We start from the raw sequence: 24,792 nt of genomic DNA on the forward strand, positions 1-24,792 counted from the left end.
TTTGAATCCTGCCCACCATGGGCCATGTCCGGTGCGTTCATTTGCGTGCCCCTACGAAGAAAACGGATGACGATTCCGTTTTACTCTACCTGCTTTGCTTTTGCTGTCTTCATAGTATCTGGTGGCCTCCTCGATTTGTTCTGGTCGATAGTGTATGAGCCATAGACGAGCAGCGAACGGAGTGTTCGGATTTGTGGCCGCATGGCTTCAGAGAGGGAACTGATGCAGGAAAGAGGCCGCTCCCTAAACTCGTTTCATGAATTGCTTGAAGCTGATGGGATCACGTCCGGTGATCTTTTTTATGGAGTCGGACACGGCCGCCGTTGCATGGTTGCGAAACGCCTGGTAAAGCGTCAAACCGTATTCGATGGTTTCTGGTGGGAGACCACGCGATTTATATGCCGCGATAAGATCTTCCTCGCTGATGGGGGTATAAGAAATTGCGCGCCCCATTTTTTCTGTGAGAAGGTGAGCGACCTCCCAATGGTCGAGTGCTTCGGGACCCGTGACCAGGTATTCCCCCGTCAGTCCTCGGACCAGCGATTCAGCGATAAATGCTCCAACATCAGACGCCGCCACAAACGATGATCTGGCATTTCCAGTTGCCAGTGTGATGTTGCCACGCTCCACCATTGGAGCATTAAAGCCGGTGATGAAATTGTCCATGAAGAAGCTTGCTCGCACGAAGGTGTGCTTCAGGCCGGAATTGATGATTTGAAGTTCGACTTTTCGTATCGGCAGGTCCGCCAGACTTTGCCCGGAAAATGCCGCGAGATAGTTCCCGGAAATATAGGCAAGGTGATCAATGTCATGATGTGCTGCTGCATCGATGATCGCACCGAGTTTTTTGTGTACTTCTCCGTCCAGGGGCGGCCCGATAAGGACGACGCTGTCAATGCCTTTTAAGAGAGTATCGAAATCCGTGGCGGTGTTGGCATCATAGGTTCGCGTCTCGACATCCTTGAAAAGCGTCAGATTTTGAGGATCGCGCGCAGTCGCAACGACATTGAAGCCTTTGTTCAGCAAGGACTCCACCGTATTGCGGCCGGCATTTCCGCCTGCTGCGGTGACTAGCACAGTGCGCATAGCTGCCTTTGTTTCTATTTCCCGATACGGGAGTTGGTGTGAGGTCTCGCGAGAAGCATGAATTCGCGCTGGATCAAGCGTCTATCCATGACCTGAGATCCATCGAGAGCGCCTGCGGAATCCCTAAACCTGCCCTATGCCGCCATCGACGAACAACTCCGTACCAGTGACATAGCTGCTATCACTTGAAGCGAGGAAAAGAACTGCCCTGGCGATCTCCTCAGCAGAGCCGAGACGGCCAAGCGGAACCGTCTGCGCGAAGCTGTCCCTGCGTTGCTGGCCTTGCTCCGAATCTCCCAGGAGCTCCCGGAGGCCTGCGGTATCGACGGGGCCAGGGCTGACTGCATTGACGCGGATCTTTCGGTGCTTGAGATCGGTCGCCCAGGTTCGCGCAAATGAACGGATTGCCGCCTTGGTCGCCGCATAGGCGGTATTTGCCGGCAGACCCTTGCTTCCCACGACCGAACTCGCCAACACAATGGCGCTGCCATCGGGCATGAGCGGAAGTGCCTTCTGCACGCTGAAGAACAAACCCTTGACGTTGCCGTCGAACATACGATCGTAGTGTGCTTCGTCCACCTCGCCGAAGGGCGCGAACTCGGCCGAGCCGGCATTGGCGAACATGATATCAAGCAGGCCTTTTTCCTCCTGGATCCGGCCAAAGAGCCGGTCGAGATCGGTCAGACTGGCGACGTCGCCTTGTACGCCGGTGACGCCGGAGCCAATTTGCTTTACGGTCTCGTCGAGCTTTTCCTTGCGCCGGCCCGTGACATAAACGTGCGCGCCTTCAGTCACGAAAATCCTGGCCGTTGCCAGGCCAATTCCGCTTGTACCGCCCGTAACTAGTGCGATCTTGCCGTTCAGTTTTCCCATGATATTGTTCCTTTCGATGTTGGTTGTACTGCTGATGCCAGACGCTCGAGGTACCGATCGCTCATCGCGCGGTAACAGCTGTACGATGTGCAATCGGCGTCTGGCGCCGCGGAATGACCATGTTTCTCTGCTGTGAAATACCTCAACGAATCCGTGGCCGATACCTGTAGTGAACGGTGTTGTCGCCGAGTTTTATTGGGTGTACTCCTTTTAAAACATCACGTGTGAACAACTCGTTCGGCGAAAGAGACTTCCAATGAAGAGATTCGCACTTGACGTTATTCAGACTGGTTACGGGCCATAGCAGGAAGGTCAAGACCGTGTTGCATGGTTTCTACACGTCGCGGACCCAAAGCTCTTTCGCATTCAGGTATGCGGATCGACGATGCGAACAGAACACATTGGCAAGGATTTACTGCTCGAACGCTCGACGATGGGTTCTCACAAAGTCGCCGACGGTTTGGGGGGCTCGCCCGGTGATCTCGCCGATAACGCCGTCTACGCCGGAGAAAATTCCATTCTGGTAATCAACGGCGATCGCGAGAAAGTGCTGAATCAAGAATTCCGGCAAATCGTATCTCTCCAGATGCTCGCGATATTGCTCAATGGTTGACGGGCGATAGGCTATCTTGCGGCCCAGCACCTTGCCGATTTCATCGGCAATCTCTTCCTGGCCCAGTTCGACGGGCCCGAACAGCGGATAGGTCTTTCCTGTATGACCGGACGGTCGTGCGAGGATAGCGGCAATCAGGCGGCCCTGATCGTCGGCCGCGATCGGCGCGTGACGCCCCGTACCGTAGGGCAGCGTGATCTTGCCTTCCTGCACGATCGGATCGCGCACCCATGGAAAAATCAGCCATTCGGAGAAGAAAGTCGGGCGAATATGGACGGTCGGCACGCCCGACCAGTCGAGCACACGTTCCGCGATCCAATGGTCGCGCGCGGCGTGACTCTTCGAATCTTCCCGGGCGGAAATTTGCGACATTTCCACGACGACTTCAACGCCTGCGCGCTGCGCCGCGTCCGCGAAATACGCGGCGGCCTGGATATAACCAGGAAGGACGGGATAGCACAGGTACGCGCCGGTTACGCCATCCATCGCGCGTATCACGTCGTCATGCTCGAGAAGATTGCCAACCACGATTTCTGCGCCCTCGCTCCGGAGCAATGCACTGCGCTCGTCTTCCTGACGCACGAGGGCGCGAACCAGGTATCCGTCTTTGAGAAGATGGCGAATCGTGTGGACGCCCGTTTTGCCGGTGGCGCCGGTGATCAGATACGTGCGTTGCGGCATATTGGACTCACAAAACTAAAGGGGCATGGATACTCGTCGCGAGTGCGGAGGATTGTCGGCAGGCCGGCAATCACCGGGTTAGCTCGCAGACGACGTGGCGGCCTTGCTGTTCAGATAGGCAAGCAGAGGTTCCAGATGCGGTAGGTCTTCGGCAATGAGGTTCTGGCCGCTTCGGTTTTTTACACTGGGACGGTCGTTGATCCTCGCTCGCCATTCCAGCAATGCGGTGTGATCGGCCGGGACTGTCAGTCCTGCATAGTCCCCATGCATCAGCGCTGCCCATACCGTTATGTCGGCGACAGAGAACTGGTCGCCCGCGACGTAAGGTTGAGTTCGCAAAACGCTGTCGAAGTATTTCATTCCCCCTATCGCCCGTTCTCCGTGTTTGTCGCCCCATTGTTTACGGAAAGCCCAGTCGGCACTTTTGAAGGCCTCGTTGGCTTTGCCGAGGCCCGGCGTCGAGTGGTGGAAAAACACGCCGATGCCGTCGATCAGTTGATGGTCCGCGCGCCGTTGCATCATGTGGACCATCGCTTTGTCGCGTGGTGTGCGTCCGGTGAGGATCGGGTTTCCGTCGAGGTTGTCGAGATACTCCGCGATCGCAACACATTCACCAATGAACGTGCCGTCGTCGAGTTCAAGAACCGGAACCGTCGACGTCGGATTCTTCTCCTTGAATGGACCTTTTTGATGCTCTGCGTCGTAGAGACTCACGCGAACAAACTCCACCAGCGAGTCCATCCCCTTCTCCGCCAACACGATGCGAATGCGAGCCGGGTTAGGGAAACCTTCAATGTCATGAATCTTCATTTGAACCACCTTCAATTGTGTGTCGGGGGAAAGTCATTGCGATGCCCGTATTGCGCATCGGTTCAGCTTTGGCTTGGTAAGCTGTCCGGGAGCGAGCGGCTATCAGGGCTGGTTAAGGAACCCGCTCACGTCTTTCAAAAACAGATCGGGATACTGATAGAGCGATCCATGATTCGAATCCGGGTAGATGATCAACTTGGCGTCCGGCAGTTTCTGCTGCAGGGTGTAGGAGTTAATCGTGTAGTGGACGATGTCATTGCTGCCGGCAACCACGAGAACCGGTTGTTTGATTGCCTGGAGATAAGCAGTGGAGTCCGCGCTCGGCACGCCCCACGCTGAAAACGCGGCAACCTGGGCGGGCGCCACCTTGGCACCGACGGCAGCATCGCGACCCACTTTTCGTGCGTGGATTCGCGTCAGAAACGCACGTCCAGCAGCTTGCGACGCATCCGACTTCGTGAAGAAGACATCGAGCAACAGGTCCTCTTCGGATGTGCGCTTCTTCGCGAGAAGTGCCTGGAACTCCGGCGTCAATGTAGCCATTCCCACGCCGCCTCGCGGCCCGCTCCCCACCAGCACGACTCGATGAACCAGATCAGGCTGTTCGATGGTGACCTCCTGCGCGACGAGACTGCCCATCGAGAAACCGAGCAGATCGGCTCTTGTAATGCCAAGCGCGCGAATGAAGGCGATTGCCTGCTTCGCCATCGCTTCGATCGTGGTGGGTACTTCGCCCCCCGAACTGCCGACACCGGCGTTGTCGAACAGAATCACGTCACGATCATGGGCGAAGCCATCGATGACTTTCGGATCCCAACTATCCAGATTGCCCACAAAGTGCTGGAAAAACACCAGCGGGATACCACCGCGTTTTCCGAATCGACGATAGGCGAATCGCGTGCCATCGACATCGATGAACTGCGTGGGTACTGTCTGGAAGGTAGTCGACATGCCGTTCACCGGCGTGGCCCTCGCGCTTGCTGCATTCGCGGGCATCAGATAGAAAGCCACCGCGAACGCGGACACGATAAAACTCAAACGGAGGCTGGCGATCTTGCTGAAATGCTTCATGGTAATTTTCCTGTCATGATGGGATTCCAATGGTTGTATTGCAATTGGCGGCCGCAATGCATTGCGGTACGCAAAGGGGCGCTCGGTCAAGCGGACCGTTCCCCGAAAAAATCCGGACTGAATGGCTTTTACGAAAGGTCTCCTTCGATCAGGACCGCGACTCGTCCGGCTCGCAGCCGGTCCGACCTCGCCATAGCCAGCACACCGAGTTGTCCCGCGAACGCAAGGACGCAAAGTCCCGCCGATAACATCGGCAATTGCACGAGATGAAAGCCCGCGGCGAGCGCGAGTCCGCCGAGCGCCGCTCCAGCCGCGCTGCCAAGATAGTGAGCTGAACTCTGCAGCGCCACCACGACGCTTCCTTTATCCGGATGCAACGAAAGCAGCCGATGTTGTTGAGGCGCTTGTGAAGACCAGGCTGCGACGCCCCAGACGCCGAAGAGTGCAAATGCCGATACCTGATGTGACAATGCCATTCCCATCGACATGAACACGGCGAACATGAGAACGAGGACAACCGACATGAGCCATTCTGGACGTCCGGTGGCATCGATAAGTGCGCCGCAAAAATAGACACCGACGATCCCGCCGAGACTCCACATCCAAAGATACGGGAGCGGGTCGGGAATGCGCGTGGTCGCATGCAACAGCGGCGCGATAAAGGTGTACAGTCCGATCGACGCGGCGGACGTAACAAACGAGACCCCGATCGTCGCGGCGACGCGTGCGTCCACCATGACGGCAATGCGCTGACGAAAAGACGGTGGCGATGGAGCGGCGACTTTCGGCATCAGCAATACGACGCCCGCGAATGCGATTGACCCGAGCATCACGATCAGCCACATCGCGCTCCTCCAGCCGAAGTGTTCCGCGAGAACGAGACCACCCGGAACGCCGACAGCCGTACCCAACGCGAGTCCGCCGACGATCAGTCCGAGCGCTCGCCCGCGCTGTGAGAGGGAAACCATGCTCGCAGCGGCGCTGAACGCAATCGGACTGTAGAGTCCTGCGCCCACACCGGCCGCCGCGCGTGACACCAGCAGTGTGGAAAAACCGGTAGCCGTCGCGCTCAGCACATTCGCCAATGTGAACAGGACGAGCGCCACGCCGAGCACCCGTCGGACAGGCTTACCGGCGGTCAGCGCACCGAAAAGCGGCGCTGTAATGGCGTAGCAGGCGGTGAAAATCGTGACCGTCTGCCCTGCAACCGAGGCTGGAACATTGAAGCTCGAACCTATGCCCGGCAGCAGACCTGCCATGATGTAGGCATCAATCCCGAGTGCAAACGTGCCGAGGCAAAGTGGAAGAATGCTGAACAATCGGACTCCAAAAAAATGCTGACTGCCGGGTCGATGACATGCCCGACGAAAGTAATTTCAGGGCTGCCGCGAAGATGTCGGCCGTCGTGCAAAATGTATCAGCGGGACCGGCGGCCGGGAATCCGGCAAGATTTCACCTTGCTTGTGAGAATTTGCACCCATGTTCGACTGGAACGATATGCGGCACTTCTTAGCGCTGGCGGAGGCCGGGACGCTATCCGGCGCGGCGCGGACAATGAAGGTGGACCACGCCACCGTCGCGCGGCATATCGCGGCGCTCGAGCATGCGTTGGGCGAAAAACTGGTAGACCGGCTTGCAAGACGGTGGCAGTTGACAGAGGCGGGTGGCGAAGTGGCTAGCGCGGCCGAAGGTATGCTGGCACAGGCCCATGCGCTGGAGAGAGGCGTGCGGGCGCGAAAAACGACAGCCCGCGCGAAGGTAACGGTGAGTGCGCCGCCTTCCCTCGCGGGCGCCTTCCTCGCGTTGCGCATGGCAGAGCTGGGCTTGCGGCATCCCGAACTCGATCTGGTTCTGCTAGGCAACCAGTCCTTCATCTCGCTCGGTCGCCAGGAGGCGGACATCGCAGTGCGCCTGTCCCGACCGACCGAAATGACCAATGTCGCGCGTAGGGTCGGTAGGATGGCGTATCGGCTGTACGCGGCACCAGGCTATACCGAACTCCCCAGCGAAGCGTGGCAATTCGTTGCTTACAACTCGTCGCTCGATCATGTGCCTGAACAGGAATGGCTTTACCGCTTTGCCGAGGGCCGCCGGATCCGGTTCAGGAGCAATGATCTGACGAGCCAGCTTGCCGCGGTACGCATGGGTTTGGGCATTGCCGTATTACCGCGTTTTTTCGCCGAGGCTGACAAGGGTGTGCTGGCGCTGCACACGGAAGAAAAGCTGTCGCGAGACATCTATCTCGCGGCCCACTCCGATATGCGACGAAATGCGGCTGTACGCGTAGTGATGGATTTAATCGCCGAAAAGCTCGCCGACGAATTCGTCGGGCACGCGTAATCAAATGGGCGGCTGGCTACCGGGCGCGGTCCGGCCGACGGGTAGGTCGCGGTGACGAGACCGCAGTGCTCGTCGCCTCGAGATCCGGCCGGAGCACGTTACGGTTCAAAGCAAGATCGGAGTCGTTCGCATTGAGTTCGCCCAACGCTATGTTTTCGAAAACATGTCCAAAGAAGTGTGACGCATATGTGCAGTCCGGCAAAACCGCGCGCCATTGTCGCCTATGCGTTCGATTTCGGTCATTAGACGCCACAACGTCAACGTCTGCAGTGGGTCGGCAGCCGACCGTGTTGTGAAGTTTCCAACATTGAACCCGCGGTGAAAGTAACTTTATGCCGTCTGCATCGGGCGGCGGATTGCCCACCACGCGCGCGTATGGCATGCTGGGTTCCCGTTTTGGACGAGGAACAGCCCGGTCATGGCAGCATCAACGCACCGTCATGCCGCGACGCGGCAACAGCCAAGGCCCCACACGCCGCCGGCATACGTACAACAATTCATCGATACGCATCTGGCCGCCGCTCGGGACGTGCAGCGCAGGTACCACGTGCCTACTGGGGTCGTCATCGCCCAATCGGCTCTTGAAAGTAATTGGGGAAGATCGGTCGTCGGCAATGCCTATTTCGGCGTGAAGGGCCATGCCCCTAGCGGCGACAGCACTACATTTACCACTCACGAAGTGGTCAACGGACAGTCGATCAGAATTGAAGACGCATTCCGCGCCTACGGCAGCTATGAAGAGGCCGCCGACGACTACGCGCAGATGCTCCGAAACAACCCTCGCTTCCGGTCCTGCTTTCTTTACACCCGCAGTTCACAGTTCGCCAACGCGCTCGCGCGTAGCGGCTACGCGACAGATCCGTCTTACTCCGTCAAACTCAGCGCAATCATCCGTGCGCACAGGCTCGACCAATATGACGCGCGGGGGATCGAGCCATGATGCGCCGCGCGACCATCATGGCGGCGTTGATTGCCTGCACGCAGGTGTGCGCCGCCCAGCAACCAGTGACGAACAATGATACGGCGGCCACCCGCGCGGCGGAAATCACGCGTACCTACGGTCTTTCAAAAGACGACACCGCGTGCCTGCTGTTCGACACCGCCGACAAGGGCAAATACTTTCTGGTGCGAGTGCGCGAAAACCACACGCAGGCATGCGGCGGTGCGACCGACGTCTCCCCTACCCTGTTCTTTCTGAAGATGCGCAAACGCGACGGCTACACCGTCACCACCGCGTATGACAGCGAGCATTACCTGCCGCTCAAAACGCCCGAAAAGAAGTGAGACGCAAATCCGTCGACGCGGGAGCATGCTGACCCATGGCAGATAGGGAGCAGAATAATGTCCCGAATTCTCTGAAAAAAAGCCGACTCCTGAGAGTCGGCTTACTAAAAAGTTCCGGCACATTTCCGAGGGCCGATGCCAGAACCTGAGAGACAACCTATTGTGGCGCAGCGTCACCTGCGCAAATGGGGCGTATGACACACAGATTTGTGCATCATTTCCGCGAAGGTGCGCTTTCTCGCCCTAATCCTCACCTGTTCCAAGAATCCGGTACAGGGCTTGCCGTGAGATTCCAAGCGCCTTTGCCGCGTGACTCTTGTTCCCCGCGGATGCGGTCAACGCGTCCCGCACTTCGCCCACGGTCGGCAGCGTCCTCTGCAAGCGCTCCTGCTTCGCAAAGGTCGACAGGTACGCATTGGCTTTCGTGACGCGACTGTGCCCGGCCGCCTCGACCACGCGTTGCATTGCTTCCTCGTGAATTCTGCGATCGGGCTTCTCCCGGACGCCTTTGATCGGTGCAGGCACACCGGCCACCAGCTCGTACAGCGATTGTAGATAGCCATGACGTAGCCCGTGGCTTGTGATGCCAAGCCCCTTTCGCGTCACGCCATGCTTCTCCAGCACGTAGTAATACCAGTCGCGCCACTGCTTGAGGGTGCGGTCAGCGGGTACGGTTGAGCCGGTCAGCCCGTTGCTGAGATGCGCTGCCTCCTCAAGCACGGCCAGCTTCGCTTCAATGGGAACCTCGCGCGGTCGGCCGCCCTTCGTCCCCCGCGTGACGGCTAGCATCTGCGAGTCGCGAACCGCTTCCGCTGGGCGCAGCATGAAACTTTCCTCGATGCGTAAGCCGAAGGCCGCCTGAAGCTTCAGTTGTACCGCCGTGTAAGGACAGGTCTGCGCGATCTCCTCGATTTTGGCAACCGCGTCAACTCCGTTCCCTTCCCATGATCTGTCTTCAGTGGCAACGTAGCTGCGCACGAGCCCGTGCTCCCGACGGTCGACATAGTCCGCGAGCGCGCCGACGAGGTTCGCCTTCCCCATCCAGCTTGCTATCGTTCTGAGATAGGTCAGCTTGTTCTCGATCGTGCCACCAGTCTGCTTTTTCGAGACCCAATGCTGGACAAGGAACTCAACGTGTTTGTGCTTTAGCGACCATGGCGTCTGAAGGGCAAACCCGGCCTCATGCAATTCCTGAAAGGCCTTGCAGAGCTTTTCAGCCCGATATTCCTGTGTCTTGATCGACAGCGATTTGTTGCTGATGCGCGTTGCGCTATGAACGCGCGATATGTTGGTGTCAAACAGCTTGAGAAGCGCATCGCGAAACTCGGGCGCAAATCCATAACCGGAAACCGTCGCCCGAACATTCAGAATAGCCGCCATTCTTCCTTTCTCCCGCAGCCTAGCTGCCATCTTTCGTTGTTACTGGTATGCCGATCCGCTGCGCCCCTACCTGGCACCGTGACCCGATTCGGCTGACCGTCCTCTCCCCGCACTGTGTGCGGCAGCGCCGTTTCCCTGACGCGTGGGTTTACTGCCTTCCTCACCTTTAGCGATTTCCATCCGATCAGCCAGATGCATGGGAAGCACATGCGATCTGTCTGTCCAACCTGCTGCCTGTCAGCGTGAATCGCGCTTCGCGCAACTCCCCTCCGACGTTTCGCGCATTGCCTTTCGGCGTTTTGCGCTGTGCGGATCGCTCCGCGGTGTGCAGCTTCGTGGCTACCCTGCCCGCACGTCCGTCTTTCGACTTCGTGCTGCGGCGGGCAAACCGGTTACGCGTTCTTGTCCGGCCGCGTTAAGCCGTGTCGTCTTCCGTCAGGGAATCGCGGTAATCCGGTATCTACCGGTCCGCAAGAGTTCCCCCGCCCCCAAGCACGTTCATCACCGCCGCGGTGTATCGAGCTTAGTGAACGCACCCAGCATTCGCTGAAAGGGCGTGTGCAGGCACCATCAAGGACGTGGGAAGTGTCCGGTGTCCGGCCTCTCCACATGTCCTCAACGTGCCACAACGCGGCAAACTGCCGCCAATCGTATGGATATCGCGGTGTCCAGTGGTCCTCAACGTGGATCACTATGGACTTGATCTGATTCAAAAAAAGGCCGCATCAATGTGCGACCCGGTCATTCATTTTATTTTGGCCTTTTGCGGGCCGGAAGGGTATGGACGTGCGAGTGCCTGGCACTCTGTATCGATGCGTCGTGGACGCGGTAGGTACGCACAGCGTAAGTGGGTTCGCGGCAATCCCACCAGTCAAAAGATGGGCTGAACCAGTCGGCTTTCGTTGACTTGACTTTGTTGCGCGCTCGCTAGACTGAAACCAGGTAGAACTGACAGAAAAATGTCAGTTTGCTCCGACAGAACCGACGGGACATTCGAACTAACACTTATCTGTCAGTTTTCTGATAGTTCGTCGGCACCACGCAACGAAGCCATTCAGACTGATAGTTATCTATCAGTTTTCTGACACTTTGGAGCGTCGCTCAATCAACGCATGGAGTCATCTTGAAAACTTCCGTCTTCGCAATCGACGTCGGCTACGGCAACACCAAATACGCTCACCGTGCTGCAAGCGGCACCATCGCGACGGGTATGTTTCCGTCGCTTGCTCCGCTCACCGCAAGCCACGCCCTCTCCGGTTATGGCGACGCCGTACTCGCCGCGCGCAAGGTCGCCACGATGGTAATCGATCAGATCGAATACGAGGTTGGCCCCGACGTATCGATCACAGCTGCGTATGGCAACACCGGCCGCGCACTGTCGAACGACTTTGTTCTGTCCGACAACTACGCGGCTCTGCTGTTCGGTGCGATCCACTTCGCGGGCGTCAGCCATATCGAACGCCTGGTGCTCGGATTGCCCGTTCATAACATGAAAAAATACTCGGGCGCTTTGCGTGATCGATTCACTGGCATGTTCGACTATGGCCCGGGCCGCATCACGATCGACAAGGTGGTGGTGATCCCCCAACCGCTGGGTTCGCTTGTTTCCGCCTCGGCCAACCGTCAGAGCGAGTTCGGCCGCGACAGCGCACACCTCGTCATCGACGTCGGCTATTTCACGACCGACTGGGTCTACGCCAACGGATTCACAATGGACGACAAGCGCAGCGACGGCATTCCAGGTGGCGCATCGCAGATCTATCAACGCATCGCGTCGCTCATCTCACGCGATCAGGACGAACAGGTTGAGGATATCGAACTCATCGACAAGGCGTTGCGCGAGCGCAAGCGCTTCTTCTTCTACAGCAACGATATCGATCTCGACCCGTATCTCGAAAAGTCTCAACCCGTCATCCACGGTGTCGTGAAGGAAATGCAGAACAACGTCGGCCAGCTCACCAACGTGCGCTCGATCATTCTTTCTGGCGGCGGTGGCGCCCTGTACGCGCCCGCCATCCGTAAGGCCTTTCCGCGCGTTGCGCTCGAAATCATCGACTCGCCGTGCATGGCCAACGCCAAGGGATTTCTGATTGTCGGCGAAGCGGGCATGACACGTGAGCGCGCGACCGCCAAAGCATGAGCGACAAGTTCGACATGAAGCTGGTCATCGACGCGGTGACCACGCCTCTCCTGCACGCGAGGCTCAGTCAGGCCGGCTCCGCCAGAGTGCGCGCGGCGCTCTTGCGGTCCCTTGCCGAAGCTGCGCTTCGAGGTCTCGCCGCCGTCCCCATGTCGTTGCAGCACAGCGGGGGGAATGAAGCCGACCAGGCCATGGGCATTCGAACAGCTGCCCTCCCGAAGATGCGTAGCGAACCTGCGCTGCCGGTCAGCAGAGAGGAATTGCCGGCGAACCAGCCAGCGGAGATAGTCCCGGACAACGAAATCGGGGATCATATCGCGCACGATGTCGAACAGATCGCCGACGCTTTCGGCGGCTACTTCTGAGAGCGCGACTTGACTTTGCGACAGAGATGCGAAGATAGGTTATGGCTTCGATGTTCATCACGCAGGGCGCGATGCATCGGAGCGTCAACCAACGAGGTGTCTACATGCTGGAACTGATCGAAATCGTGCGTCACGGCCTGCCGCTTTCGGAGCTGCGGACGTGGCTCTTTTTCGCAGCGTTTGCTGCGTCTGGAATCGCAGGCTGGTACAGCCTCTATGTCATCGAGCACTTCAAAAACAAGCAGGCGGAGGAATAAATGAACGCCACTGACCGATTGACGTTTTACTACTCGAAGTTTATGGCGCTACCCTTCTTCACGCGCCGGGCGATCATCTTTGTCGCATCGCTCGCGCTCTGGTGGTTTGGCGCGATGCTCTCCAGCATGCACGTCAACAACGATTTTTGCGTTGCGCTGCTCCTCGCTGGCGCAGCGGGGATCTTGTGGTCCAGCGAACTGTGGCGCATGTGGAAGATCTTCGCAATCATCGTAGCAGTCTGCCTGGCGATCATGAGATGAGCGGATCGCAGACGAAAAAAAACGGCTCCCCAGAAATTCTGGGGAGCCGTTCCTCTTTACGGGTTCAGTGCGACCGGGGAGCCGCAGTAACAAGAAGGCGATGCGCGCAAAAATCCCACGCATCAACAAAAGACTGGTCGCGACACGCGTATGCGGTGTTGCCGCGTGCGCTGCGGTCAATGACGTCGAAAGCGACCGCCTCGGATTTTCCAACACGCTGACGGCCACCCTCTGCGCCGTTCGTTGCGACGATTGCAAAACCACCCACCAGAACCTGGAACGAAGCCATTTTCTACTCCAAAGGAAATGGCCCGACGGAACACTCCCCGATGGGGAGAATATCCCCATCGGGCGAACAGAAAAAAATGCGGCCAGAGCCGCTTCAAAGTTCGGCGCCTGTCAGACGGCAGCGAGGCGCTGCGTATCCGGTTTTGGCACGCGAGTGACGTCAGCCGCCGGAACAACGTTGGCGAAACGCGCACACCACTGGTCAGCGAAATCGGTTCCCCGCACGCGGGGACGATGCACAAGAACGGTAAAGCCCTCCGCTTTCAGACGCTTCGCCAGTTCGAGACCACCGGCGACGCCGATCGACTTACCGGTGTCTGGATCGATGTCATCGAAATCGACGAAGACATGCACAACGCGGATACCCAGTCCTTCGGGCACCACAAACTGGCGTAGCAGCCCGATATTCAGGCAATACCACATCGGAACACCGGACTCCATATGGGCGCCAAGAGCCGACTCCAGCCCTTCGGCCACGCCGATCTCGCCGTCCACCGGTTCCATCAGACGCACTGCGCCGCCCTGGAGCGGATTCAGCGTCATGTCGTTCAGCTTTGGCGCGAGAATCTCGCCATCGCACGAGACAATCTTCGCTTTTGACGGCGCCGATCGCTCGAGATAGGTACGATGCAACGTCCCAAGCCGGCCATCGGGCAACTCAAACCGGGCGAGGATGCCAGGCCAACTGCCGATCACCTTCTTCTCATGCCGGTACTCAAGCATGCCGAGGCGTAACGCCGGCAACGACGAAATGCGCAATCCAGGTACGCGCGCGCCGAGGTAACGCATTACGAGATCGCCATTCGACACGGGTTTTGCTGCGTCCCACATCGAATTGAGCCGATTCCCAATGAAGGTGGCGTCCGGCTTGCGTCTCGGCTTTGGCGCCCTGCCCATTACGGCTCTGTTGGGCACACGCGGCGCAGGTCCCCCATCCAGTTGCCGCATCAGACGGTAAAGCCCCATCCTGTTCAGACGGGTAATCAACTGAAGGCCATCGCCCGCCATTGCCTTTCCGTTATTGCATTGACGGCATACCCAATCGCCACGCCCACGTTTGTTGTCGTAGGTGAAGCGATCGTCTCCGCCACATACTGGGCAAGCGCATGCCTTTCCGGTGAGACGGTCCGCAGGCACGCCGTAGCTCACAAGGAGCGAAATCCATTGCTCCGGCGAGCGCTCGAAGCCAGCGAGCTTCTGCTGAAGCCACGCGTACTGCTCGGGCGACAGCTCTTTGCTTCTTACAGTCATGAGTCACTCTCCTAGAAGTGAGTGGGTTGGGTCGGTGCCTGAGACAGGCGTGAAAACGCGTGCTCAAAAAAACGGTCCGTAAGCGGGCGGCTTTTTTCAGCAGACGTACTGGTTAAAAAGAGGTATCGCGTGTACGCGAGAGAGAAGGTCCGTCGCACGACACACCCGGGGGTGTACCGTGCGAAGGTGAGGTAATACGGGATACAGTGAAACTAGCGGTGAGCCTTTCCGGGAACAGCCCGCAAACAGCGCGGCCTGTTATTTGGATATTGCCCAGAGCCACTTGTCCCACAAGACTGGCTTGCCATCCTTCAGTATCGGCGTGCCGTCCGTCCGGATTGCAGGAACCTTGACTTTGCCGGTGCGGCGAACCGACACGACGTCGCCAACGACACAGCGGCATTCTGCGATCGCCTCTTTGAGCCCCTCGCCCTGCAGGGTTCGCTCACCAGCACTGGTGTCGATATGCATGGCAAACGATTCGTAAAAGCGTCCCGGCTTTTTGCGATCCGGGAAACGCTCTTCGCCCCAGGAAGCAATGCGGCCCACCACGTTAGACGAGTCCACGTTGTGCGCACGCCGCGGCCGGGCTTGCGCAGCCGGCTCCGGCTCAAACCCTTCCTCCCGTTCAACTGATGAGTCAGGAGCGCTACCAGCCACCTCCTTGAGTTGGGGCGAATGACTGACAGGTGCTGGCTTGCCGTTCTGGCGGATGGCCGTAGCGACAGCTTCCTTCAGCGGACTACGGTGTGTGGCGCGCTGCGACCAGTGCGGTACCAGATCGGGAAGGATCTTCAGGCCGAACTCGGTTTCTTCAGCGTGGTCGTCGAATGCGGGACTGAACTGGACAACGTGATCGCCCTCATCAACGAACAGATGAGGGATATCGCCGATCGTCACGACGGTCTCGTTTGACGCGCCCTGCCCCACGACGTGAATGGCGTTGGCTGGCGTCTCGGTGTGCGCGGGCTGCGCGGCGGGAGTGACTGGAGCAGCCCGCTGCGCTTGCGGCGCGTCGGATGCCTGAGAAGGTTGGGGCCTGGTTTGGGCTGGCGATCTGCCGCTAAAAACGTCCGCCATGACGCGTGCGAACAGTGTTGCTGCGTTCGGCATGATTCGCTCCTAAAGCAGCGTGCCGAAGCACATACGTTGAAGTTCGTGCAGATCGCGCGCCAGAAGCGGCGTGCTCAGTATCACGTCCTGCAGGATCTCCGGGTCGACCCCGTTGACCTTGCACACGAACACATAGGGTAGTGCCCCGTCCCAGTGACCCATGATCCAGCCGAGGGTCGCACGGTAGTCCTCGACGTCGACCTTCCGGTTGCGCAGGCGTTCAGACAACAGGTCCGCGCAGTCCATCAGCGACTCGGGCATGTTGTCGCCCCGACGGCTGTCGCTCGCAAGCGAGATCAGCGCGTCGACCATCTTCGCGCGAACCGACTCGCTCCACAGATGTGGATCGGGCAACGGGTCGGGCTTTGGGGGTATGACGATAACAGGCGAGGATTCGCCGAACATGTCCAGCTGCCAGGCAGCCACATGCGTTTCCATGGGATTGCTCCGGTGGTGCCGGAAATCTCATGGCCCGTGTCCGGGAATGGGATTCCCGGCAGGGTTAAGTGCCGTCACCGAGGGCAGATGCCCAGGGTGACGGTAGGTGGTAGCGGCAACCCGATTAACGGGTACCGGTCTTGAACGGAAGAATGACAGCCGACTTGGCGTACTGCTTCCTCGGTGTCGGTTTCGCATTGCTGTCGTTGGCGGCTGCAGTTGTTGTCGCAGCAGGTCTTGCGTCGGGCTTCGCTTCGGCAGCAGTGCGCGCAGCGAGCTTCTCAGTCTCGACGCGAGCAGCTTCTGCATCCGCTTCAGCCGCGAGGATTGCCTTGCCCTTCTTCTTCATCTCCTTGACCACCCAGTGGATAGCCAGCAGAACAAGAAGACCGAAAACGACAAACGAGACGGTCGCGAAATACGCGATAAAGCAGAGGGCCAGCGTTTTGGCCGGCGACTTGATTGCGTCTTTGAAGAACATCATCAACATTTTTCTCTCCAGAAAAATTTTCAACAGGGAATGTCCGGACCGTTGTCCGGTGGTTTCGATGCTCAATGAGCAAGGAAACACGGGCGCGAAGCGCTTTCGTTCGTGCCCACGCGAGGCGCGCACGAAAGCACTGGCTTCAGGAGAAAAGACGGATGGGAAATACAAGGTCGCGCGCGATTCGCTCGCGGCATGTCGATGCGTCGGGAGACGCCTTTGGATAAAGCAAGATTAGCGTGCGCCCGGCCGCCCGCTGCGGCAAATGCTCGCCAATGTCGTACAGCTTTGGGCTCCAGCGCCGGGCGCGCCCGACCGGTGTTCAACGGAACCGGATCAAGGTCATAACCCGGAAAGCTCGACTAAACCATATAGCTTTCCAGGGTGACACGAATGCCCTATGTAAGCTTTGTCCGCATGCCGCAAAAACTTGACTTCGAAATAGACCTGGCAGACTGGTCTCGTGTCACTCAACGGGAGCGCTCATGTCCATCTGGTTATCTGTCATTGTCACTACGGCGATCTTCTACGCCGCGAAGCATCGGAAAACGCGTACAGGCGCGACGGCGAAACATCGTCCGACACTTACGACGCGCAGCCAGCAACGTGGCGAAGAAGGCGAAACCGCAGTCCAGGCCGAATTGCTTTCCGCCCTTCAATGGCTCTGTGGCGAAGACTTTTACCTTCATCCGGGCGCGCTACTTCTAAATCATGCCCCCGGCAGCGACTTTCCCACGGCCGAAGTCGATCATCTTGCAGTTACACCGTTCGGGATCTTCATCGTCGAGACGAAGAACTGGTCCGGTCGTATTGAAGCTGGGCCAACGGACAGGACAATCGTCCGCGTGGCCGCCGACGGGATACGGGACGAGCGCCGCTCTCCTCTCCAGCAGAACCGGTCGAAAGTCGCATTCCTGCGCGCGATGCTACCGGGTAGCTGGCCGGTAGAAGGGATCGCCGTCTTCCCTCATCCCAACTGCGAGATATCGTCCGCGCTTCCGCTCAGCCTGATGCATGCGAGCGATTTGCGGCAATGGCTGAGAGCCCGTAAATCCAGGCACGCTGTGCAAGGTTGCCCGCTGGTAGATGTGCAACACGGCCAACGCGCAATCCACGCGATCTCCGAAACAGGGCCAGAAGCCATCGAAAGTCATCGACGAAAAGCGAGGGAAAACCCTAAAAAATTACCGGCTTTTTCCTAAAGTTTCGGTGAGTTTTGCCGATTCAAACGTTTGCCTCTACGAGCGCTCGATGCACACGCCCGTGAAAGCTGCATGAAATTCGGTGGCTTTGTGGCGCAGCGGCGGGGAAATGACGCTTATTCTGGGTGGGTGTAATTCGGGGAGCCAAGTTTGCACCACTCGCGAGGATCTGGCGCTTCGGCCTAAGCGCCCGAACAAAATCAAAAGAAATTCGGAGTTTTGTATGGAAAACGAAAAAAAACCATCTGCGTCGAACATTGGTAGTTCGTCCGGCCCGATGGGTCACCTGGTCGCCGAGTCTGAGCAGGATGCCATTCGGGAAGTCTCCAGCGTGACCGAACCTGGCCTCCCCCATTACATTCATCTCGGGATGCTCTTCTCCAACTTCATGGAGAAAATTACTGCTCTCTATATGGCAGAGCACGGCGACACGGTCCCTAACCGTCGTCTCGTCAGCGACGCTGTTTGCGGGCATATCGAAGCTGAGTTCGGTCGCAAACGCTCATCTGTCCGCCTCTACATCCGCTGCTATCAGCGTTTCAAGGATTGGCCTGAAGGCGCGACCCTGACCTTTCGCGAAATGGCCTTGAGACTGGGTGACTCGAACTCTGCCGGCGCCGCTTAAGCCGCCTGCAAACTATCAAGATAGAGAACCAGAATGACGAAGAAAAATACACCTCCAATTGCGGACGCTGACGAAGACTTCGACCCGACACGGCCCGAAGGCAAAGACGGAAAGCGTGACGACAATGCGATTGAGCACGACCTGCCCCTCGCCTTTGCACACGTGCCATCTAACCTGGAGATCAGCCAGAAGGTCACCACGTTTTTCGGTGGCGACGAAATCCCTGATGCGCTACGCGCTTCAATCGCGGAAGAGGCGGAGGAAGTCGCGCACTCGACCCGCAAGATCCTTCTCGAGCATATGCGGATCGGTGGAGCGTTCTATCACATCCGCACGCGCGTCGAAGGGCACTATGTGGGCGCGTTCGGGGACTCGAAGGCCGTGCGAAACAAGGCCGCTGAGCGTGTCTACGACTTCATCGAGGATACCTTTCGCAAGAAGCGCGATTCAGTTCGGCTCTATATCCGCTGCTACGAGCGCTTCAGCACGAACAGCGGCGCGGTTGAGATGCTGTCGATCAGTGACATGCAGCTGCTCGTGAACAAGAGCGACGAGGTCGTCGAAATGGTGATTGAGGCCAGGCGCGAAGACAAGGATCTGAGTAAGCGTGATATCAAAAAGCTCATTGATCAATATGAGGATCGTCTCGCCGAGAAAGAAAGCGCACTCTCCACGGTGATGAGTCAGCTGCATGAGACCTACGGCCAGCTCTCGGACGCCCAAAGCGACAACGAGCGGCTCGCCGCGGAGGCCACCCGTCTCGACCAGGAAGTCAAAGGTGACAGGGAAAAGCTGAAACGAACGCTTGTCGACCTCGCAGCAGCGGAACGGACGGCCAGCGGCTTGCAGAACACGATCGCCAATCTTGAGCGGGAACGCGACGCGTCGGCTCGCGAGCTCAGGGAAGCCCATGAAAAGGTCCAGATTAAGGAAGTCGAGGTCCAGGTCACGCCCGAACATCTGCGCGATCTGGAAGCTTCTGCGCGCAGCCGATTCGAGGAACTCAGCAGGGTCACGGCGGAATGTGAAGAAGCAAAAAGACGACTCAGTGAACTGCAGGCCCTGAGGAGCGCGCAGGAGGCCGAAATCGAACAGAAAATTGCCGTCGAAAAGCGGGTTGCGGGTCTGGTCGAAAAGTTCGGATCGTTTGTCCAGGAATTCCACAGCGTGCAGTTGCTCGTCACCGCCGATGGCTCAGTCGGCCGGTTCAAAGGTTTGCTGACCGGTCTGGCCGATCTCACCGGAAAATTTCACGGCGAGTTGCAATCAGCCGTACGCGCGGCATGAGGCCATAGGTAAACGAAGTCTCCGAGAGATAAGGAAAAAAAGCAGTGAACAATAAAGACAGTTATCGGGCAATTGACCGGTTCTACGTGCCGGAATGGCTTACGGACCAGATCCAGGTGGCGAACTTCAATCTGGTCGACCACATGAAGTGGCTTCTCAAGCAGGACAGCCGCTTCAACGAAGTTTTCAATGTCGAACGCAAGGAGATCGAGCAGCTTCAGCTCAATCCGTCTTCGCTTCGGAATCTCCTTCGCGCGCCGTTCCTGATGGTGGAACCTACCCTCCAGTCCGTCGAGGACTGGCGGTGCTTCGTCGACAACACGGCGACCACCGTGGCGGTCGATGTGCTCCGCCGCAAGACTCCCCCGCTCGACTCGTTGACAGCCTATGCAGTCAACCAGCAGAACTCCGTTTTCATCTCGCTTGTCACCCAGGTGCTCAATATGAGCGTCATGAGCGCGCCGTTACTGGGCATCTCGACGGACGTCGCAAAATATCTGCTGTCGATCCCGACGCACAAACTAAGCGTCGCGCTTGGGCGGATGAAGGAACTGCCTCTGTTTCGCTGGCGCTTCAACAGCCCGACGTTCTGGTGGGAGTTTCGCGGCAGCACCCTGAGCGACGAGATGATTGCTCACCAGATCATGCTGACATCGCCCTCGCGCATCGGCGACCTTCCCTATGCCGCGCAGTGGGGCGAGTTGAGGCTCGGTCGCATGAAGAACGAAGCCTTTGCGAGCGCCATGATGTCGTATGGCTTACGCGCTTCTACCGCGACGAACCTCTTCGGCCTGAATCAGCATCAGATGCGCACGCGCTATCACGAGATTCATGGAAAGAGTTCGCCAATGGGCAATCTGGCGACCTCGCTGACCTGGTTTGTCGAAACACATGTGCACCGGCTTCACGCGACAGTCTACACATGGCTCTACCGCTCGGCGACGGCTATGGGCGCTAACCCGGCTGAAGCGCTGCTTGCGACGAACGATGTCTATGACCGGCTCTTCGGCGGGAACCGGCTCATCAAGCCCGATCGGGGATGGAACCTGATCCGTTCGATGGCGGCCGACACCCGTCTCACCATAGCGCCGTGCCGCGCCTGCGGCACCCACTACGTTGTGTCGAACAACGACGCGAAAATCGAAATGCATAGTCGCTTTACCTGCCCTGCCTGCAGCCAGCAGCTTAGCGCGAAGAAGCGTACAGCCCAGAGGTCGGACGGTGATAACTGATCCGACAACTGCTCAGCAGGAATTACCCGCAGGACTTGTCATCTTCGGCAGTGATGGTCGCGCCCAGTTTGGTTGGCAAAACCCTGAGACCGGCGCGTACTACGCAGAAGAGGACGGCAGCATTATCGCCGACGCGATCGGCGCCGTCCCCTGGCATGCGGGCCGCGTCCACTAGCGAGACTTTGCGATGGAAGACTTTGCGTATCTGGCCAAGGAAAGCAACGCGGCGTGGCTCGCTGGGCGCGGCGATGGGCGCTTCGAACGCTACGAGAAGTTCTATCAGTGTGAGCGAGCGGGCAATGCATCCGGGTTCGATCTTGAGAAGTCCAACGAGAGTTACGTGGAGTACTCGAGCGGCCAACCGTCATCGCTGCTCTCGTTCCTGAATGCGCCATGGGTCGGGCGTGTAGCGATTGCGCTATTCGCCCTCTACATGGGCACCCGGGTCGTTCCGCAACTCGCGAGGGTGGGACCAGCCTTTACCGGCATGGTCCTTGTCGTTGCCTTTGTCGGCCTGCGGGTTTTCCATCGCCGCCGCAAGCGCACGTAATCCCACATCACGCTTCACGCCGATTTTTGTTCACCGATTGTCTACATAACCTAAATCCTCACCAGACATTACCGATAGCCATAGAATGTCGCCGACGCGAAAGACCAGGAAGAGCCGGGAAGCGTCAGGCAGCAACTTGACTTTGTTTCCCGCTCGATAACATGGAATCAAGGACGTGCAAGGTGCACGGCCAAAATCAACTCCGAGGTTTCACAAAAATGAAGAAGATTTCCACGCTTACTGCTATTTCGTTTGCGGTTTCCATGACACTGTCGGCATGCGGCGGTGGCGGCGGTGGCAGTAACAACGGTGCGCCGGCAACACCCCCGTCGACGCCGGTAAATCCCCAAGGCGGCACGGCGATCGCTCCGCAAACTTCGGTGGCAGCTCCGACGTACGCTGCATCGTCCATGCAGGATGCCGTGTTCTCACAGCTGAACGCTTACCGGCTTGCAATGGGCGTGGGCGTACTTTCGCAAGACCCTATTCTGGACGTCTCCGCGCAGGCACACGCGCTTTACCTCGACTCGAATCTTGCGAACGGCAATCTCACTGCACTCTCACACAACGAAACCTCGACGTTTGCCAACTACTACGGCGATACGCCGCTGTCGCGTGCGCAAAAAGCTGGTGTCCCCGCGACAGAGTGGATCAGCGAAGTTGTCGCGGCTGGTCTACCGCAAACGAACGGCACGGCATACGCAAGCGACTGTCTCCGGCAATACATCAACACTGTCTATCACTTGCAGGATATCTCGTCGAATCAACAGACTTTGGGTATCGGATTCCAGCAGGCGTCGGGCTCGTATTCGATCTATAGCTGTGTGATCGATTTTGGCGAAACGGCCGGAGTCAGTGGAACACCATTGGGTAATAGTCTCTATCAACCCGGCGGTCAACAAATGGCAACCACGGCCCTTGCGATTTCGCCGCTCAATAACGAGACATCAGTCGCTCGTGCGATGGTGGCGGAAAACGTCAACCCTGCGCCCGACCTGCAAAACCCAGGACGGCCCATTATGGTTCGGGTAAATGCCGCCGCTTCGGGCGACATGCTTACGGTCTCGAGCTTCACATTGACGTCGGCAAGCGGGAGCGTTGTGCCAGCACGGATCATTGTGCCTTCCGCTGCTCTTTCTGGATCGACTTCGGCCGCGACGGCAGACGTGAACAATGGATTGTTCCCAGGCGTGGCGTTTCTTTTGCCCCTCGCCCCGCTCGCCGCAAACACGACTTACACGGTCAGCTTCAGCGGCGCTCGTGATGGCAAGCCAGTTAGCGTTACTTCGACGTGGACAACGGGCAGTTGAACATTTAAGCAACAGAAAACAGCGCCCAAAATGGGCGCTTTTTTTTAGTGTGGATGACACTGACTCGCTGAAAAGAGGCCAACTATCGCATCTACCTGACCTGACCCGTTCACAAAGCACGCGATGCCACCCCGTGCGAACTGGCCCGGACACGCTTCTCCGGTTGCACTCCAGCTATAAATCTTGTCGCCGGGATACTGCGGAACGTATATGTTGAGCGTCGCGGGATATGGGGTGGGTTGCTCACCGTTGTACCCTTGCACGCTTGTCATCGTGCCCTGTGCAATAGCGGCAGGAAAATCGGCCGAGCACGTAGCTACCGGATCATAAGTGTTACCGCCTCCGGGCGGCGGCGGCGTCGCACATCCTGGCGCACCCCAATTGATCCCATTCCAACTTGGCGGATCTGTTTGTACAGAGCCAGATGGACACGTAGGCGCCGCCTGAAAATTGCACTGTGGCGCAGAGTATTGGGAGCCGATCCATTGTGCCGGTGCGGCTGTGGTCCATCCGGCCTGATTGGGACATGTTGGCGGCGTCTGCCATGCGGTCGTCAGATGCCCTACGCACGTGGAGTCCTGGTTGTTCACCGAGCACCGAACGGGTCCCGCCATTGCCACGCTGCTGGCGGTCACCATTCCCGTAAGCACGGCTATCCATATAAAGATCCTCGCGAAGCTCATTCCCATCCCCTTCAATACGTACAGAACGTCGTCGCGACAGCGCTGCCGTTAATAACGGATCCGCTGCCATCCGTGATATAGACAATCCATGGACCGACGCCAGACGTCGGGTAATTGATGACCGCAGTCGGGTCGGTGTACATGCTCTGACCCGACACCACAATTTGCGGCAAGCCACCAGCAGGACAGTTCGGATTCGGCACAAACGTACCGCCGCCGCCCGGTATGCTGGTGTAGCCATACCAGAGCTTGGGACCGCCAACAGGCATCCACTGCAGAACCCCTGACACGTTCTGGCACGACAGCATCAGGCCTGAGTTGTCGCTCGCGCCCGTCATGTCGCCCACCTTCGTGCACGCCACACGTGGCCAGCCGACATTGCCCGTACCGACAATAGTGCCCGCGCGAACCGTCGTGCCGGCGGTGACGGCACCACTCGCCGCTACCGCTCCGGATGCCCCCACATTCGCCGCGCTTACCGTGCCTTCGGCATCCAGGTTATGCACGTTGTGCAGGCTGACGTGATTCACGTTCTGGTCGCCGGTCCAGGTCAACGCGCCGTCACGACGGATATAGACCGAGTTGCCGTCCGACGTTGGCCCGTTCGTGGCCAGCACGACAGCAGCCACGTTACCGCCCAGAGGATTCGTGGCATGCCATGAACCGTTCAGGCCGGTGATAGTGCCGGCGTTCTGCGTCTTCGAGTAGCCAAACGCGTTGCCGCCTGCCTGCGCGATCTGTGACGCACCGATCACGTCGGGCTTACCGCCACGCGTCACCGGGCTCGACGGATACATCACGTAGGTCACGTGACAGTCGCCCGCGCTGACGGTGCATGTCGCAGGGCCTACGCTCATGCTGATTACGTAGGCGCCGCCCCAGAAAGGCCCATTCGAATGCGGTTGTTTGAGGTTGCCCGCCGTGAACAGATCAGTGAGTGTCGGCAGTTCCGACGCCGGGACAACATCAACCGGGCCATTCTGTGTCAGCGTCGCGTAGTTGTTCGTTACCCAGTCACCGAGCGCCGCGTTGATGACCGCTTCGTTCTGCCCTTCTGCGGTCAACACCTGCAAACGCCGCTTGGCAGCATCTTCCTTGATGCCGACAACTGTCATCAACGCAGCGGCCACCAGCACGACCACCATCTCAACGATGCTGAACATTGGCG

26 protein-coding genes are annotated in these 24,792 nt (G+C 58.3%); 13 read left to right on the forward strand and 13 right to left on the reverse strand.

The features are described 5' to 3' along the window. Positions 1-243: 243 nt before the first annotated feature. The 6 genes from AC57B1_RS16120 to AC57B1_RS16145 form a co-directional block, all read right to left on the reverse strand. On the reverse strand, positions 244-1,086 hold the full coding sequence (locus tag AC57B1_RS16120; RefSeq protein WP_496417998.1) for an NAD(P)H-binding protein: 843 nt from the start codon (positions 1,084-1,086) through the stop codon (positions 244-246). Positions 1,087-1,209: 123 nt separating this feature from the next. Continuing rightward, complete coding sequence (locus AC57B1_RS16125; protein ID WP_496417999.1) at positions 1,210-1,959, reverse strand: SDR family NAD(P)-dependent oxidoreductase; 750 nt, start codon at positions 1,957-1,959, stop codon at positions 1,210-1,212. A gap of 412 nt (positions 1,960-2,371) precedes the next feature. Continuing rightward, complete coding sequence (locus AC57B1_RS16130; protein ID WP_496418000.1) at positions 2,372-3,253, reverse strand: NmrA family NAD(P)-binding protein; 882 nt, start codon at positions 3,251-3,253, stop codon at positions 2,372-2,374. Between the two features lie 78 nt (positions 3,254-3,331). After that, positions 3,332-4,063, reverse strand: a complete 732-nt coding sequence (locus AC57B1_RS16135; RefSeq protein ID WP_496418001.1) for a glutathione S-transferase family protein — start codon at positions 4,061-4,063, stop codon at positions 3,332-3,334. Between the two features lie 102 nt (positions 4,064-4,165). Continuing rightward, the gene (locus AC57B1_RS16140) at positions 4,166-5,224 is read right to left on the reverse strand and encodes an alpha/beta fold hydrolase (protein ID WP_496418002.1); all 1,059 of its coding nucleotides are present in this window, start codon (positions 5,222-5,224) and stop codon (positions 4,166-4,168) included. A 38-nt stretch (positions 5,225-5,262) separates the two neighbouring features. Next, positions 5,263-6,453: an MFS transporter gene (locus AC57B1_RS16145; protein ID WP_496418003.1), complete on the reverse strand. Its 1,191-nt coding sequence runs from the start codon at positions 6,451-6,453 to the stop codon at positions 5,263-5,265. Between the two features lie 160 nt (positions 6,454-6,613). Here AC57B1_RS16145 and AC57B1_RS16150 point away from each other — a divergent pair, with 160 nt between their 5' ends. The 3 genes from AC57B1_RS16150 (at position 6,614) to AC57B1_RS16160 (ending at position 8,758) form a co-directional block, all read left to right on the forward strand. Then, positions 6,614-7,474: a LysR family transcriptional regulator gene (locus AC57B1_RS16150; RefSeq protein WP_496418004.1), complete on the forward strand. Its 861-nt coding sequence runs from the start codon at positions 6,614-6,616 to the stop codon at positions 7,472-7,474. 418 nt (positions 7,475-7,892) lie between these two features. Continuing rightward, the gene (locus AC57B1_RS16155; protein ID WP_496418005.1) at positions 7,893-8,414 is read left to right on the forward strand and encodes a glycoside hydrolase family 73 protein; all 522 of its coding nucleotides are present in this window, start codon (positions 7,893-7,895) and stop codon (positions 8,412-8,414) included. Further along, positions 8,411-8,758 (forward strand): hypothetical protein, encoded by a 348-nt coding sequence (locus AC57B1_RS16160; RefSeq protein WP_496418006.1) that lies wholly within the window; start codon positions 8,411-8,413, stop codon positions 8,756-8,758. The genes AC57B1_RS16155 and AC57B1_RS16160 overlap by 4 nt, the downstream gene beginning before the upstream one ends. Positions 8,759-9,001: 243 nt before the next feature. Here AC57B1_RS16160 and AC57B1_RS16165 read toward each other — a convergent pair whose 3' ends face one another. Continuing rightward, a complete protein-coding gene (locus AC57B1_RS16165) occupies positions 9,002-10,138 on the reverse strand; it encodes a phage integrase N-terminal domain-containing protein (protein WP_496418007.1) in 1,137 nt (378 codons plus the stop codon). Between the two features lie 1,123 nt (positions 10,139-11,261). On the opposite strand from AC57B1_RS16165, the gene AC57B1_RS16170 reads away from it, so the two are divergent. The 4 genes from AC57B1_RS16170 (at position 11,262) to AC57B1_RS16185 (ending at position 13,161) form a co-directional block, all read left to right on the forward strand. Beyond that, positions 11,262-12,278, forward strand: a complete 1,017-nt coding sequence (locus AC57B1_RS16170) for a PRTRC system protein D (protein ID WP_183802541.1) — start codon at positions 11,262-11,264, stop codon at positions 12,276-12,278. Beyond that, a complete protein-coding gene (locus AC57B1_RS16175) occupies positions 12,275-12,643 on the forward strand; it encodes a hypothetical protein (protein ID WP_496418008.1) in 369 nt (122 codons plus the stop codon). Before AC57B1_RS16170 ends, AC57B1_RS16175 begins: the two co-directional genes overlap by 4 nt. A gap of 104 nt (positions 12,644-12,747) precedes the next feature. Continuing rightward, positions 12,748-12,900 carry a hypothetical protein gene (locus tag AC57B1_RS16180; protein ID WP_183802546.1) on the forward strand — a complete coding sequence of 51 codons (153 nt, stop codon included), beginning with the start codon at positions 12,748-12,750 and terminating at the stop codon, positions 12,898-12,900. Then, positions 12,901-13,161, forward strand: a complete 261-nt coding sequence (locus AC57B1_RS16185; RefSeq protein WP_183802549.1) for a hypothetical protein — start codon at positions 12,901-12,903, stop codon at positions 13,159-13,161. A 64-nt stretch (positions 13,162-13,225) separates the two neighbouring features. Here the strand turns inward: AC57B1_RS16185 and AC57B1_RS16190 are convergent, their stop codons facing one another. The 5 genes from AC57B1_RS16190 to AC57B1_RS16210 form a co-directional block, all read right to left on the reverse strand. Beyond that, positions 13,226-13,450, reverse strand: coding sequence for a hypothetical protein (locus AC57B1_RS16190; protein ID WP_183802552.1), 225 nt, complete (start codon positions 13,448-13,450; stop codon positions 13,226-13,228). A gap of 110 nt (positions 13,451-13,560) precedes the next feature. Then, positions 13,561-14,598 carry a primase-helicase zinc-binding domain-containing protein gene (locus AC57B1_RS16195; RefSeq protein WP_496418009.1) on the reverse strand — a complete coding sequence of 346 codons (1,038 nt, stop codon included), beginning with the start codon at positions 14,596-14,598 and terminating at the stop codon, positions 13,561-13,563. A 360-nt stretch (positions 14,599-14,958) separates the two neighbouring features. Then, a complete protein-coding gene (locus AC57B1_RS16200) occupies positions 14,959-15,813 on the reverse strand; it encodes a hypothetical protein (RefSeq protein WP_183802558.1) in 855 nt (284 codons plus the stop codon). A 9-nt stretch (positions 15,814-15,822) separates the two neighbouring features. After that, positions 15,823-16,251, reverse strand: a complete 429-nt coding sequence (locus tag AC57B1_RS16205) for a hypothetical protein (RefSeq protein WP_496418010.1) — start codon at positions 16,249-16,251, stop codon at positions 15,823-15,825. 124 nt (positions 16,252-16,375) lie between these two features. Continuing rightward, positions 16,376-16,741 carry a hypothetical protein gene (locus AC57B1_RS16210; RefSeq protein WP_496418011.1) on the reverse strand — a complete coding sequence of 122 codons (366 nt, stop codon included), beginning with the start codon at positions 16,739-16,741 and terminating at the stop codon, positions 16,376-16,378. Between the two features lie 479 nt (positions 16,742-17,220). Between AC57B1_RS16210 and AC57B1_RS16215 the strand changes: the two genes are divergently transcribed. From AC57B1_RS16215 to AC57B1_RS16240, 6 genes are all read left to right on the forward strand, one after another. Then, complete coding sequence (locus AC57B1_RS16215) at positions 17,221-17,937, forward strand: nuclease-related domain-containing protein (RefSeq protein ID WP_496418012.1); 717 nt, start codon at positions 17,221-17,223, stop codon at positions 17,935-17,937. Between the two features lie 223 nt (positions 17,938-18,160). Then, positions 18,161-18,562 carry a hypothetical protein gene (locus AC57B1_RS16220; RefSeq protein WP_496418013.1) on the forward strand — a complete coding sequence of 134 codons (402 nt, stop codon included), beginning with the start codon at positions 18,161-18,163 and terminating at the stop codon, positions 18,560-18,562. Between the two features lie 33 nt (positions 18,563-18,595). Beyond that, complete coding sequence (locus tag AC57B1_RS16225) at positions 18,596-19,849, forward strand: hypothetical protein (RefSeq protein ID WP_496418014.1); 1,254 nt, start codon at positions 18,596-18,598, stop codon at positions 19,847-19,849. 116 nt (positions 19,850-19,965) lie between these two features. Continuing rightward, a complete protein-coding gene (locus tag AC57B1_RS16230) occupies positions 19,966-21,081 on the forward strand; it encodes a FlhC family transcriptional regulator (protein ID WP_496418015.1) in 1,116 nt (371 codons plus the stop codon). Between the two features lie 187 nt (positions 21,082-21,268). Next, the gene (locus tag AC57B1_RS16235) at positions 21,269-21,631 is read left to right on the forward strand and encodes a hypothetical protein (RefSeq protein ID WP_183802578.1); all 363 of its coding nucleotides are present in this window, start codon (positions 21,269-21,271) and stop codon (positions 21,629-21,631) included. A gap of 218 nt (positions 21,632-21,849) precedes the next feature. Continuing rightward, positions 21,850-22,941: a CAP domain-containing protein gene (locus AC57B1_RS16240; protein WP_496418016.1), complete on the forward strand. Its 1,092-nt coding sequence runs from the start codon at positions 21,850-21,852 to the stop codon at positions 22,939-22,941. A gap of 694 nt (positions 22,942-23,635) precedes the next feature. Here the strand turns inward: AC57B1_RS16240 and AC57B1_RS16245 are convergent. Continuing rightward, entirely contained in the window at positions 23,636-24,787 is a 1,152-nt protein-coding gene (locus AC57B1_RS16245; protein ID WP_496418017.1) for a hypothetical protein, read from the reverse strand. Between the last annotated feature and the right edge of the window lie 5 nt (positions 24,788-24,792).

The sequence above is a fragment of the Paraburkholderia sp. BGA-UO-ETr-F21 genome (assembly GCF_059567925.1).